Annotated in this window: 12 protein-coding genes; 3 read left to right on the top strand and 9 right to left on the bottom strand. The window is 63.2% G+C overall.

The window, feature by feature from the left end:
• The first annotated feature begins 47 nt into the window (after positions 1 to 47).
• Positions 48 to 1,844, top strand: a complete 1,797-nt coding sequence (locus B0W80_RS10560; RefSeq protein ID WP_076999093.1) for a thiamine pyrophosphate-requiring protein — start codon at positions 48 to 50, stop codon at positions 1,842 to 1,844.
• A 672-nt stretch (positions 1,845 to 2,516) separates the two neighbouring features.
• Here B0W80_RS10560 and B0W80_RS35920 read toward each other — a convergent pair.
• The 4 genes from B0W80_RS35920 to B0W80_RS10550 form a co-directional block, all read right to left on the bottom strand.
• On the bottom strand, positions 2,517 to 2,675 hold the full coding sequence (locus B0W80_RS35920) for a hypothetical protein (protein WP_218668884.1): 159 nt from the start codon (positions 2,673 to 2,675) through the stop codon (positions 2,517 to 2,519).
• Positions 2,676 to 2,973: 298 nt separating this feature from the next.
• Positions 2,974 to 3,159, bottom strand: coding sequence for a hypothetical protein (locus B0W80_RS10555; protein WP_143684556.1), 186 nt, complete (start codon positions 3,157 to 3,159; stop codon positions 2,974 to 2,976).
• 381 nt (positions 3,160 to 3,540) lie between these two features.
• Positions 3,541 to 3,684 carry a hypothetical protein gene (locus tag B0W80_RS35415; protein ID WP_179106875.1) on the bottom strand — a complete coding sequence of 48 codons (144 nt, stop codon included), beginning with the start codon at positions 3,682 to 3,684 and terminating at the stop codon, positions 3,541 to 3,543.
• A gap of 602 nt (positions 3,685 to 4,286) precedes the next feature.
• A complete protein-coding gene (locus B0W80_RS10550) occupies positions 4,287 to 7,232 on the bottom strand; it encodes a Tn3 family transposase (RefSeq protein ID WP_076999091.1) in 2,946 nt (981 codons plus the stop codon).
• Between B0W80_RS10550 and B0W80_RS10545 the strand changes: the two genes are divergently transcribed.
• Positions 7,231 to 7,683 carry a hypothetical protein gene (locus B0W80_RS10545; RefSeq protein WP_076999090.1) on the top strand — a complete coding sequence of 151 codons (453 nt, stop codon included), beginning with the start codon at positions 7,231 to 7,233 and terminating at the stop codon, positions 7,681 to 7,683. The two genes, B0W80_RS10550 and B0W80_RS10545, sit on opposite strands and share 2 nt — an antisense overlap.
• Here B0W80_RS10545 and B0W80_RS10540 read toward each other — a convergent pair.
• The 4 genes from B0W80_RS10540 to B0W80_RS34820 form a co-directional block, all read right to left on the bottom strand.
• Positions 7,680 to 8,069 (bottom strand): DUF6283 family protein, encoded by a 390-nt coding sequence (locus B0W80_RS10540; protein ID WP_256856539.1) that lies wholly within the window; start codon positions 8,067 to 8,069, stop codon positions 7,680 to 7,682. The genes B0W80_RS10545 and B0W80_RS10540 overlap by 4 nt on opposite strands.
• Positions 8,070 to 8,257: 188 nt before the next feature.
• Positions 8,258 to 8,731, bottom strand: coding sequence for an NUDIX domain-containing protein (locus tag B0W80_RS10535; RefSeq protein WP_179106876.1), 474 nt, complete (start codon positions 8,729 to 8,731; stop codon positions 8,258 to 8,260).
• A 128-nt stretch (positions 8,732 to 8,859) separates the two neighbouring features.
• Positions 8,860 to 9,642, bottom strand: a complete 783-nt coding sequence (locus B0W80_RS10530) for an NAD-dependent deacylase (protein ID WP_083745296.1) — start codon at positions 9,640 to 9,642, stop codon at positions 8,860 to 8,862.
• 344 nt (positions 9,643 to 9,986) lie between these two features.
• Positions 9,987 to 10,181, bottom strand: a complete 195-nt coding sequence (locus B0W80_RS34820) for a hypothetical protein (RefSeq protein ID WP_143684553.1) — start codon at positions 10,179 to 10,181, stop codon at positions 9,987 to 9,989.
• A gap of 711 nt (positions 10,182 to 10,892) precedes the next feature.
• Here B0W80_RS34820 and B0W80_RS34815 point away from each other — a divergent pair.
• The gene (locus tag B0W80_RS34815) at positions 10,893 to 11,267 is read left to right on the top strand and encodes a hypothetical protein (protein ID WP_143684552.1); all 375 of its coding nucleotides are present in this window, start codon (positions 10,893 to 10,895) and stop codon (positions 11,265 to 11,267) included.
• Positions 11,268 to 11,643: 376 nt separating this feature from the next.
• Here the strand turns inward: B0W80_RS34815 and B0W80_RS10520 are convergent, their stop codons facing one another.
• The gene (locus B0W80_RS10520; RefSeq protein ID WP_076999087.1) at positions 11,644 to 12,705 is read right to left on the bottom strand and encodes a DUF5666 domain-containing protein; all 1,062 of its coding nucleotides are present in this window, start codon (positions 12,703 to 12,705) and stop codon (positions 11,644 to 11,646) included.
• Positions 12,706 to 12,959 lie beyond the last annotated feature (254 nt).

Genomic DNA, 12,959 nt, shown 5'->3' with positions numbered 1-12,959 from the left:
GGCGCAGGAACGGTCGCCGCTGGCGGCGACGGCCTGAGGAGCAAACCATGAGCAAGAACGTCGGTGACCACGTCTTGGACCGCCTCGCCCTATGGGGCGTGCAGCGCATCTACGGCTACCCCGGTGACGGCATCAACGGCATCATGGGCGCGTTCGGGCGCGCCGACGATCGCGTGCGCTTCATTCAGGCGCGCCACGAGGAACTCGCTGCCTTCATGGCTTGCGCGCACGCCAAGTTTACCGGCGAGGTGGGTGTCTGCCTCGCGACCTCGGGCCCCGGTGCAATCCACCTGCTCAACGGACTTTACGACGCCAAACTCGATCACCAACCGGTGCTTGCCATCGTAGGCCAGCAGCAGCAAGCGGCGCTCGGCGGTGACTACCAGCAGGAAGTCGACCTGCTGTCGCTGTTCAAGGATGTGGCGCACGAATTCGTGCATATGGCCACCTCACCGACGCAAGTGCGCCATCTGATCGACCGCGCGATGCGCATCGCGCGGGATCGCCGTGCGGTCACCTGCGTGATCTTTCCCAACGACGTCCAGGAGATGCCAGCCGAGCTTCTGCCGCCACATGAGCACGGAACGGTTCACAGCGGCGTTGGCCTCACAGCGAGCGCATTGGTGCCGCCGCCGGAGGCACTCGAGAGAGCGGCCGAGATCCTCAACAGCGGCCAGCGCGTCGCGATCCTGGTGGGCGCCGGTGCGCTTAGGGCTGGCGAGGAGATCATCGCAGTCGCGGACCGCCTGGGCGCTGGCGTCGCCAAGGCACTGCTCGGAAAGGCCGTCGTGCCAGACACGCTGCCGTTCGTGACCGGCGCAATTGGGATCCTGGGCACCAAGCCCAGCTCGCGAATGATGGAGGAGTGCGACACGCTGCTGATGGTCGGGTCTTCGTTCCCCTATGCCGAGTTCCTACCCAAGGAGGGCAGCGCGCGCGGTGTCCAGATCGACATCGACCCGCGCATGCTCAGCCTGCGCTATCCAATGGAGCTATCTCTTGCGGGTGACAGCCGCGCCACGCTGAGCGCGCTGCTCCCCCTGCTCGACAACAAGATCGATCGAAGCTGGCGCCAGCGCATCGAGTCTGACGTCGCACGCTGGTGGAAGGTACTGGAGACCCGGGCCATGGTGGAGGCCGACCCGATCAATCCGCAGCGCGTGTTCTGGGAGCTGTCACCGCGCCTTCCTGGCGACGTCATCCTGACCTGCGACTCCGGATCAAGCGCTGCGTGGTATGCACGTGATATCCAGATGCGCGCGGGCATGGTCGGATCGCTGTCAGGTGGGCTCGCGACCATGGGCTCTGCGGTGCCTTATGCGATTGCAGCCAAGTTCGCGCATCCCGATCGTCCAGTCGTGGCGCTCGCCGGCGATGGCGCGATGCAGATGAACGGGCTCAACGGACTCATCACGATCGCCAAGTATTGGCGCGAGTGGCGGGACCCGCGTTTGGTCGTGATGGTGCTGAACAATCGCGACCTCAACTTCGTTTCGTGGGAGCAGCGCGCCACCGCCGGCGATCCGCAGTACGAGCCATCCCAGCTCTTACCCGACATGAACTACGCTGCCTTCGCTGCGCTGTTGGGCCTCGAGGGCATTCGCGTGGAGAACCCTGCCGAGATTGGACCTGCCTGGGACCGAGCACTCGCCGCCAAGGGCCCCGTGGTGCTCGACATGGTGACGGACCCGAACGTACCGCCCACGCCTCCCGACATCTCGCTGGCACAAGCTCGCGCCTATTTGAGCGCCATGCTGCACGGCGATCCGCAGGCCCTCAACGTGGTCAAGGCCTCGGCGAAGGAATGGTGGGCGACAACGTTTCCCACTGAGGACGGCCGCTAGGGATTTTGAAGACGATTTCGCGTTGACGGGCCCATCCGCCTGAGCCGCAAGTCCCGGCGAAAGAATCGATTCAGCCGCTGTTCGCGACATGTGCCTACATGCGGAAGCAGTCCTTCGAGACAGCTTCACCGGTTCACGGATGCGAGCGTCAGCAACGCAACGGCGGCGCAAAAAGACGTCAAATCTCAAGCCGAGAGAAGTCTGGATCTTCAACGAGGGGCGCTATGCAAAAGCGAATCGACAATGCAAGCCAAGCGCCCGAGGCTGGCATTGGGCAGGACGCAGTGAACGACGCGCCCTCTACGTTGCTTTACAGCCCCCCCAGACGCTGGCGCGCACGAGCTTCGCACTGGTCTGCGGCACCCTCCTGATCGTGATGTGGCTGGGACTGTTGCCGGGCTTGTTGTGTCTGTGCATGGGCTTCCTTGGAACGCGCTGGTTGTCCCGGATGATTCGGCATGCGCTTGGCGCGCTGAGTGGTTGGCCCCGTGGGTCCGATGGCCAGCCGCGTGGCGCAGCGACCGTGGCCGCAACACTGGGGTTGCTGGCGCCCGTCGTCGTCGCGGCAGTGCCATGGCGCCCATGCACGCTTCGTCAAGAACCGTTGGCGTCGTCGGCGGGATCTGTCGTTCAAGACTCAAGCCTGGGACTCAACGAATGGCACACAAGAGGTCAGACCTTGCCAGCCATTTCCCTGCGCAGTCTGTACATCGGCTCGCCAGGATCGCACGCCAACTGCGCCACTTCGACCAGCGTCCGCAGACGCGGCAGCATCGCGTTGATGAGCAACGCCTCGTCAATCAACTTGAGTTGTGCAGCGGCCTTGTTCATCAAGTCCACCAGGCTGCTCGCATCGATACTTCCTTTCCTGACGATTGGAGTCGTCGCGCACTTCTTTCGCTTGTGGCGATTGCAAGCCGCGCGCGGCGACATGCAAGTCACACTCCACACTTTACGCCATGTTGAGGCCCTCGCGTCAGGGCGTCATTCCTTCCGGTACGCGCTGCGCACCGGCAAGTGGGATACCGTCGTTGAAGTTTGCGGCCTTCGAAGTATATGCAGGCGAAGCAACTACAACCATCTGCACAGCGTCGTGTAGCGCGGTGCCACGCGGTCGATGCAACAGCCCTCACTTGATCGGAGCGATGATGCCGATCATCAGTTGCGTGCTCAGGGCTGCTATCTGCTGCACGAGCCCCCATTGTTTCGTCATAAGCGCCAAGAACTGCGCATCGGTCGGAACCGCTCTGCCTGAAAGCGCAAGCTGCGACATCGCCTGAGCGATGTCTTGCTGCTCCGCGAAGATTCTCTTCATTGAATCCGCGTACTCAGTCAATATCATAAGCGTCTCCATCTGGGCGGGTTAAATCTTAGCCGCATGCAGCGAGTCGACGGGTGAGTAGGCACATGACACGGAAAGTGCTTTGAAGTGATTCTTGGAAGTTCGGTGACGGCTTCAGAGCCTTCGTGCTGGGCGTGCTGCCTGACCATCGGATCTCGAAGGAAGTCTTCGCCGAAACGCTGATTGAACTCAGCTGTCTACGGTAGACGATTGAATCATCTTGAGCAGTTGCCGCCTTAGTCTTGGCTGCCCCAACGCGCCGCACGCAGTCATTGCCCCACAACTTTGGCCGCCTGCAGGCCGCGCCGGATGGCGGCGAAAAAAATCCCACCGAAGTGGGACTTGTGTGGGACATCACCCTTTGGCAGGTTGACCGGGTTGCTGAGCCGGCTGCTGACCTTGGCCTGGTTGCCCTTGCCCAGGGTTCTGTTGGTCTTGCTGGCCGGGGTTCATCGGCTTGCCGGGGGTTTGATTCTGATCGTTCTGCTGGTTGGCCATCGTGGTCTCCTGTTCCTTTTCGCGCGAAGCAAGATTGCTTCAAGTGCAAAGTAGACTTGCCGTGGCGAGAGAACGTAGGGACTCTCACCACATCCGCGTAGGACCGCCCACCGCGCGGAAATTCAACAGCAAAGATCAAGCCTGAATGCGACGGCAATACTGTCACTTCTTCATTGCGAGATAGTCGCGGACCGCGGCAACCTCATTGCCTGCTGCTCCAACTGCTTCACGAAGTTCCCTTTTTCGGTGACACCGAGCGACTCGCACCAATCCCGGACTTCGTAATCTTCGCTGAGGCTATGCGCGCGCGGTCTTGGCCGCCTACGTTGCTCTTGTCGTCCGCCATCGATATGTCCTTTCAGATCGGCGTTGCCCAAGGGACGATGCCCGCTCCGACGCTGCCGGACGCACTTGCTTGCGAAGGCGGATCAGGGGTGTTTGTACTTTTCGTGCAAATCGGTGCGCTTTGGGTCAAAAAGTCCTTATCCGACAAGCACTTGCGAATCCGGTGTTTCGCCGAACTTCGTAATTCTTGTGGAGAACGGTGCGCTTCGGCGTGGAGACGGAGGAGGGCGCTTGTGCCGATTCGCGCGTCCACGCTATCAGCGCAACAATGCTGCGTGCCTCGTGGCGGTGCGCCGCTGAACAAGCGCGTCGGCGTACTTTTCGACGTTGAACTTCATCGTGCCGCGAAAGTTGATGTGCGAGAAGTGCGCCGGCCCGATGCGGCGCAGCCAGTCGTCCTCGATCCCGGCTCCCTCGCGTTTCAGCCTCTCGACGACCTCATGCATCCGGCCGGTGTTCCAAGCCAGCACGATGTTCGTCAGCAGCGCGTGGGAGCCTGAGATCGCCAGCATCTCGTCGCGCCGCCGGCCGCGCTCCGGCGCAACCTTGCCGCTGTACACCGCGCGCTGGAGCTGATGTACCGATTCGCCCCGGTTCAGTAGCGTGTGGATCTCCCGCCGGAAGTCCTCGATGGCGATGTAGTCGCACAGGAAGACAACAGTGCGCAGCAGCCGTCCCAGATGTTCGGCTGCCCGGTGCAAGGGATCACCTTGCGCAGCCGATCCGAAGCGCTGCAAGGCCAGAGTAGCCGAGACGCGGCCGCATCGAATGGACGCCGCCAGGCGAAGCAGTTCGTCCCACCCGCGCTCGATGGCGTTCAGCGAGACGCTCCTCACAGTGACTGCCTCGAGGCCTTCTGGGATCCTGAAGCCGCGCGGCAGGTGCAGCTTTCGCTCCGCCAAGTCTCGCAGGCGCGGACACAAATCAAAACCCAGCAGCTTGGCGATGGCCATCGCCGGATTTGTGTACCCATGGGTATCTACCGCCACCAACGATAGCCGCATGAGGTCCTCGCCGCGGTTGTTTGACTCGACGCCTTCGATAGCAACCCCGGCCTGCCGTTCGTTGAGCACGATGGGCTGGTCATAGACGATGCCCCATCTATCGCGTACATGGGTGTACAGGCCGGCAGCGTAGGTGCGCCGCCGCGGATCGACCCGGGCGTTCCACAGGTGGCGTGACGCGTCCAGCGACATCATGTCGGCCGACGCTTTGTCGCCGTCGCCCCACAGAGCAGCGATCGGGATCTGGCTCTGGAATTGTGCGACACGCTCATTGGCGCGCCGAAGCCGGCCACTGCCTTCGAGGGCCCGCATCGCCACGGAGACCTGGCTGGGCTCCAGCCCCGGGATCATCGATGCGACCCCCTTGGCGTCGATGTCGGTGCCGTGTGCCAGCAAAGCTCCATACAGCGCAACGAGTTCATCCGCGGTCTGCGCGCGGTGCCCGAGCAAGGCATCGCTGAAGTTGGTCGCCGCATCCAGTTGCATCAACAGGTCGGGGAACTGGACGTTGCCGATGAGCTTGTAGACGGTCTCGCGCGTGCGAACGGGTTCGCTCAACTCAGGCAGGGCGGTGATGGGGGGCAGGCGCAGCATGCCGTCCGCGCTGATCTCGATCTTGCCCCGGCCCAGCGCATCACGAACCGCTGCAGTGCCCGCGAGCAAGTTGGCCAATAGTGGCTCCAGGAATTCCTCGGATGACTTGGGCATCCCTAGGAGTTCGACATGCTGTTCACGTTGCGATTCCCATTGGGCCGGAGGAATCAGCATCTGGTCGCGCTCGCGATAGCTCAGCGAGTGGTCGATCCAGACGCTGCCGCGACGAAGGCTCTTTCTCAGCGACATCATCGTGCAGGCTTCCAAAGCACCAAAGCCCGAGCGCAGGTCAGGATCGTGCACGAGGCCATGCCAAGCGGCGCCAACTTCCGGAAGCTGCACGCCTTCAGGAAGGTCGGCACTAACTTGTTCCTGCAACGCCGTCCACACCTTCCACTGCTCGAATCCGCGGTCGCCTTTGCGGCCGCCGAACGCCAGATCCTTGAGCGATGTCAGACAGGCATGCACCCGCTGAACGTCCTGAGCCAGTGCCTTGCGAACTTGCGAAACGAAGCTGCCGGTGGTCGCGCCGCAAAACTCGGCGAGCAGCTGCCGGGCCTGCAGTACGCGATCCTTCCAGCTCATGGCCTCATCGTGAAGAATGGCGCTGGCCTGCGCCGCTTGCCTCAGCAGACCTATCGAGGCGCGTGAGCGGCTTGCCTGGGCGCGATCGGCAGCTTCGCGAAACAGCTGCTGGCTGCGTCGGCTCGATTGAAGCAGCGCGACGTCTGTGAGTTCAAGAAGCGTGACCCGCAGAAAGCACACCAACTCGATCATCTGGCGCGATGGCTTGATCTCGCGCATCTTTGCCGGCCGCCGCGACTGCACCTGCCTGGCGTAGGCCTGCTGCTTGACCAGCGTCATGCCGCTCAGGTCCCACGTGTCTGCTCCGAGCGCCTTGAGAAAGCGCACCTTCTCCAGCGTTTCGGCCAAGCTTGCCGGTCCATGTCGCCGTGAGGGCGTCTTCAGCCACTCCAGGTGGGTGGAATTTGTCTCGCGCCGGATGCCGTAGGCGAGGGTACTCAGTTTGCGCGCCGTCGCGGCGGGAACGGCGGCAATGACATGGGCGAGAACGCTCGTCTCGATGGCGGCCAACGCGTCGCGGGCCCAGTCCTTGAGGCGGCGCGGCCCGGGAATCACGATCCGGCGGGTGTACAGCCACTGGCATGCCGACCGGACCAGATCGTCGGGATGAGTAGCCTCCTGGGCGTGAATGCGAAGTGCATCCATCAATTGGATCTCGTCATCTGGCTCAAGATCACGAAGACCGAGGTATGCCTTGACCCAGGCCTGATGCCTGAATAGCGTCTGGGTTCGTCCGTAGATCGAACGCAGCGTTGCAATGGATGGCGGGGAGATGCCTAGTAGCTGAGCCGTGCGCCGTAGCAAGTTTCGGGGCAAGACGTTGAAGCCGTCGAGCGGCCGACCGGCGGCGCGCATGAACAGCACCATCAAGGCGGCGGGCAGGCGGTGGCCGACTCGAAATTGCTGCGTGATCGCGTCAACGTCCGCCGATCCCAGCTCGAAGAACTGCTCGCGGTCAAACTCACTCAGTCGGGACGGCAGGGCCTCCAGGCCGACGAATCGCAGGGCAAAGCTGGGCATGGCGGGCTTCCAAGACGCGGGGCTGCCAATGTACCGGCTCGGTCCCGGGCAGGGCGTGGCTCATCGGCACCTGCGCGGTCGACGGGAAACCCGAATGCCGCTGGGCTTGCGAACTAAGCGCACCGATTTGCACGAAAAGTACGACAACCCCAATCGCGCGGCGCCCGGCGATGAATTCCCGAAGGAACTGGATCAGCTCTTCGGTCAGCAGGCCATAGATGCCATGGCGCACGCCAAACAGCATCCTTTGCGCAGACGTGGTCGCCGCCATCGCACTGGCTGGCACGACCTCCAGCACGCCGTGCGCATCGAGCAGCAGCGGCGCCAGATCGCGCGTACTTCTGGCATCAAGGGGAAAGAGTCCATCGGCGGCGCGGGCATCTTCAGTCGTTCCTCCGATCGGCTTGTTCTGGTCGGCTTCAACGCAACTGGGCAGGCCAGACTGCACTAGGTGCCATAGCGATCGTCACGCGTGACGACGCTCGACCGTAGCTTGTCGAGCACCTGGCCATAGTCGTCGTGCAGCTGAGGCCAATCGGGCGCGGGGGTCAGACACTCAGGATTGAGCCGGCCTTGGGCCACGCTCAAGCGCACAGTGGGGTGAGCGTGCCCGACCTTGGCCAGCCAGCCGGCGCAATGCAGCTCCGAGCCAACCTTCGACTGATGGCAAGCAAAAAGAGGAGCACCAAAGTCGGGTCCGAATCCGCGACGGTCGGGACAGGTCGACACCAGAGCTTCGGCCATCTCCATATCGAAACGCGGAATGTCGTCAGCACGCTGCTCTACGCGCCAGGGACAGCTGGGGCACGGCTGAGAGAGAGGTCTCGGTGTCGTCATCAAATATCATTGTCGCGCAAGCTGGTGATGTTCTTCGTCCGACCTGGGGCCGCTGTGCGACGCTGCCGGGAGCCCGCAATCGCGGGCATCGCCTCCACGTTGACAGGGTCTGACAGACCCGAATCAGGCAATCCCCGGCAACTGAGTCACCTCGCCAATCGAAAGCGACAATGCTTTGGTGCTTGCCCTCAAGGACAACGGATCTCGATGGAGCCGACGGCCGGCATCCGAGTGATGCTTGTCCAATCGATGGCTTCCAACACGCGCGTCAGGTTCTTTGCGCACCATTCGCTCAATCGATCGCGCGATTTCCATGCGTAGCCATCGACCTCGAAGGTCTGCAGACCGGTGATGCGATTCGCAAAGGTCGAGTGGCATCGACAGGCGCCGATTTCAAACACGTCGGCGGCGACCCGCATGCCAAACAGGTGGAGGTTCTTGGCAGGAAGATATGCAAAGACGCCAAGATCGACAAGCGTGTCGGGGTCGATCACGAGCGATGTTTCTTCCCAGGTCTCTCGCACCGCCGTCTGCCGCGCTGACTCATCGACCTCCTGCCAACCCTTGGGCAAATCCCAGCGCGCGGTGCCGGTGGCGTGGCACACGAACAGCTCGCACGATGCATTCATCATCACGATGCCACAAGAGACGATCCTGGTCATCGTCCGACGGTATCGCATTGGGCCGCCAATTGTCACTGCGCGCTCGATCAGAGCCGCCAATCGCTGCTTTGGCATGAATCGTTCAGTGGGTGAGCGCCCGGCAGCCACGGGACCCGCCTAGGCAACGCTCAGTCGTCGAGCGCCGCCAGCAGTGCCGGCAGCCCGACGGCCGCCCGGACCTGCCAGTCCAAGCCGACGCCATCGGACAACGTCGAGGCATCGGGATTCAGGACCGCGACGTGACATCCTCTCCGCCGCGCGGCGTCGGGAAGCGACGCTGCCGAGTACACGAGACCCGATGTGCCGATCACCAACAGCAGGTCCGCCCGCTCGACCTCGCGCTGCGCCTCGCGCCAGACCGCCTTGGGCAGGCCCTCGCCGAACCAGACCACGCCCGGCCGGATCAGGCCATCGCAGGCCGGGCATCGTGGCGGCGGCAGGCGCATCGCGGTTTGACGATTTTCGTCGCTCGCCGCTTCCGACAGGCCTTTGAACTCGCAACCGCAATCGAAGCAGCGCGGCGAGAACAGGCTGCCATGAAGGTGCAACACCGCCTGGGCGCCAGCCCGCTCGTGCAAGTCGTCGACGTTCTGCGTCACGATCGTCAGCGACTTCGTCTGCGGCCGCGCTGCCAGTGCGGTCAACGCGAGGTGTCCCGCATTCGGGACTGCGCGAGACACGCCGTGCCGCCTCGACTCGTACCAGGCCCAGACCATGTCGGGATCGCGCTGAAATGCCTCGGCCGTCGCCAGTGTCTGCGGATCGAAACGCGCCCAGAGCCCCGTGCCCCGATCGCGGAAGGTCGGAATGCCGCTTTCGGCGGACATGCCGGCGCCGGTCAGAACCACGATGCGGCGCGCGGCGCGGCAGCGTGCGACCAGCGTCTCAGATGGGGTGGTGTGCGTGCTCATGGCCCGATCTTCTCAGGGTGGTGCGAGCCCTCCCACATCCGGTGCCCATGAAGCGTGAGGGTGCGTCCTGGATGAACCCCGGTGAGCAGGCGCGTGAGCCCGTGAGAAGTTTCGGTGCCATCCGCCCGTGAACGACGATCTTCATTTCGCCACCTGTGCTCAAGTGCATGAAGTTCGGGGCCAGAGCCGAACGCAGGCGCCCGATAAGGCGAACGTCCTTGCGAAGGCGGTGAGGGTTACTGCGAGGCACTGGCCTGCCAACTAGGCGGCCGTGCTCCGGCAGACAGGCAGCCGCCCGACAGACCGCGCGATGACTGCCGCTTCAAGGCTGACTGCCGAAACGACTATCGTCCCTGGTTCAAACGGCTCAGACCCTGCTCGGTCAAGGCGCTTCCTCCGCGCAGATCCTCGACCACCAAGCCATTCGAGCGCAGTCTGCTTGAAACCTTGATGGCCACCGTCGGGCGCTGTGATTTCTGTGCATCCCGCAGCGCCACCAGCGTGCGCCACTGTTCCTCGTTGAGCTGAATCTTTTTCATGAGCGCCGGCGACTTTACGCGAGCGCACCCATGAGAATTCATCCAATCCACCACAAGGCAAGGCTGCAGAGCAAGCCATGACCGATGCGTTTGCGATGAATGCGACAGAACTCGGTGAGTCGGCTGCAAGTTGCGCGGCTTCGGGCATTCAGCGCTAGCTCGTGCCTTGCTCGATGGAGGTTTGAAAGTTCACCGGTGCGCAACAGCGTGCAGACCGACGGCGGAGTTCCGTTCATAGACGGGAAGGGCGAGAGTGCTTCTGTGACCCGGAGCTCCGGCACGTTGAACTGATCGATGTTCCGCTCATGGCACTGGTGTCCAGCAATGTGATGAGTGGCAGGAACGTTCCGCCGTGCTCTGAGCCGAGAGCACGAAGGCGGCCGATGCAATCCACTGCTTGCGGTTCGGCAAGTTCTGCTGAGGATCACGATCCCCGCGCCCGTCTTGACTGCGGCGGCCAGTACACCTCCGGTCGCCTCAACGTGGTCGCGCAACGTCAAGAGCAACAGATCCGAACGCAGCCACGACGTTGCGTTTGAAATTGAGCACGCGGACTGTCATGGGCTATGACCAGTGCGCTACGGATCTCTGCCAAAGAAATCCGCATGGCGGATCATCTTCTCTGCCAGAACGCTCGGCCCTTGCCATGAATGATGATCTGGTCCTCGTCGGCAAACCCTTCGATGACGCTTTTTCCAGCGTTGTGCTCACATGATTCCTTTCGCGTTTGGTGTCCTGCGGGGACGGACCCATGCAGACCTCGGAGCCGCGGCTGCACTCGAGCACACGCTGGGACATGTATTCAACGACAAAGAATTCGCTCTGACCTGGGCTCGTCTTCTGCCTGCGGACCAGGAGGTGTTGAAGGCGCTTGCCAACGACGTCAACGATCTGCACTCGGCAAAAGGCCTGCTGCGAATCGGCATGGCGCTCGGTCTCGAGAAGTCGGTCTCCAAGAACACGCCGGCACAGGCGCTCAAGCGTCTGCAAGTCCAAGAACTCATCACACGGCTCGAGATCGGGGAGTACCGTTTTCAGGACGATGCATTCGCGGAATGGGTGAAAAACCGCGGGCTCGATGGATAGGCCCGCGAAGCCTTGACCATCCTCGCCTGTCCGGTGGTCGAGCTGTACACAGCAAACGCTCATGCGCGCAGGGCAGCGTCTGTTTCTTAAGCCGACGGCCATCCGTGGACGAATCCCGAGAATTTCCTGCCCCTGAGCAGCCTGCCCGAGAGCGCCTCCACACCCCTCGTCGGTTCCCCGATGATTGGCGCTCCTCGTCACGCATGTCTTGCCTTGTTTCGTCGGCACAAAAGAGGGATCTTGCGACTCGAGTGACAGTTTGTCCTGCGGGGGCCACGGATGAAGTGCGCGCCACAGGCCGAGGCTGCGGCGAGTACTGGGCGTCAACTCCATGGAGCGCGGCTTCGCGAAATTGGTCTTCGGGTCATCGGAGCGATCAATCGAAAGCCACGCGGTTCGCGATGAGCACACCGTTGACAACTTGCGAGCCCTCGACGCTGACCTTGACGCCGCTGCGCAGACTGGCCGCCGTGCCGTTCACAAACACCACGCTCGCGCCGCTGGCATCGATTGGCTGCCCACGAACCCGGAAGCTCGCCGGCGAGTTGAAATTGCCGACCGTGCCGCTCAGCGCGAAGGACACTGGCCCCCCCGTACCCGGCACATGCCTGATCTTGAGCTTCGAGGCCTGAAGCACGCCGTTCGACATCACGCCGGCGACCTCGACCTTGACGCCATTGCCCACGGAACCGGACGGCCCGCCATTGATCCGGGCCGACGAAGCATTGATCGGTACGTTCAAAACGCGCAGCGACCCCAGTGCACTGAAGTTCGTCACGATGCCGGCGAGCTGAAGCTGCGTCCCGTCTGTCCCAGGCACTGGGTACCACCACTGCACCTGCGTGGCCTGCAGCCGCCCACCCAACAAGGCGCTCGCGCGCACACGGACCAAGGTGCCGTCCGCGAGCGGCCGCCCATCCAGGCCGCCTGCCAGCGTCGCCCCAGCGTAGTCCACCGCACTGGCACCGAGATTGAACGTGCGTCGAACCGGGTCAAGCCCCTGGACGGTGCCCGTCAGGATAGGCGTGGAGGCACCGCGCGTCTCCACGCGCGTGGCCCGCAACGTGCCGGGCGCGCCCGGCAGGCCCCAGACCTGAACCGTGTTGCTGGGCACGAGCGCCGCGAGGCCGCTCAGATCACCCCAGACCGTCGCTTCATCTGTCGTGATTGTTGTGCCGAGCACAACGAAACTGCCTTGCGCCAGGTTGATCGATGACAGAGGCCCGCGCACATCGGCGGCCGAATCGATGCGACGCGCAATGCCGCTCGTGAAGTCGGTGTCGACTGGCCCGATGACCCTCGCACTCATCCCGAGTTGCAGCGCGGGTGTGTCTTCGATGTTCACATCGGCAGCACCCGTTTCATACCGCAGCCCGTTCACGATGATGCTGCCAGCGCCATCGACTGCGCCCACACCGGACGCATCCGCCGTGCTCACTCCGGTGCCGCCGGAGCCTACCCCTCCGTCGCCTGACGAAGCGGTCGTACTGCCGCCGCTCGATGTGCCTCCCGCGCTCGCAGATCCGCTAGCACCCGTGCTGCCCGAGGCGGCGGCGCCTGCGCCGGCCGCACCTCCTGCGCCAGCGCTCCCGACGCCTCCGGGCCCGCCGCCCCCGCCCGTCAGCAATCCGATCTCCCCGTCGGCATTGGCACTCGCCGCATTTCCGGCTGATGTGTTGCCCGCTTGTATCG

Source organism: Variovorax sp. KK3, assembly GCF_001984055.1.
Lineage (GTDB): Bacteria > Pseudomonadota > Gammaproteobacteria > Burkholderiales > Burkholderiaceae_C > Variovorax.
The sequence above is the reverse complement of the archived record's forward strand: the minus strand, read 5'-3'. Positions and strand labels throughout refer to the sequence as shown.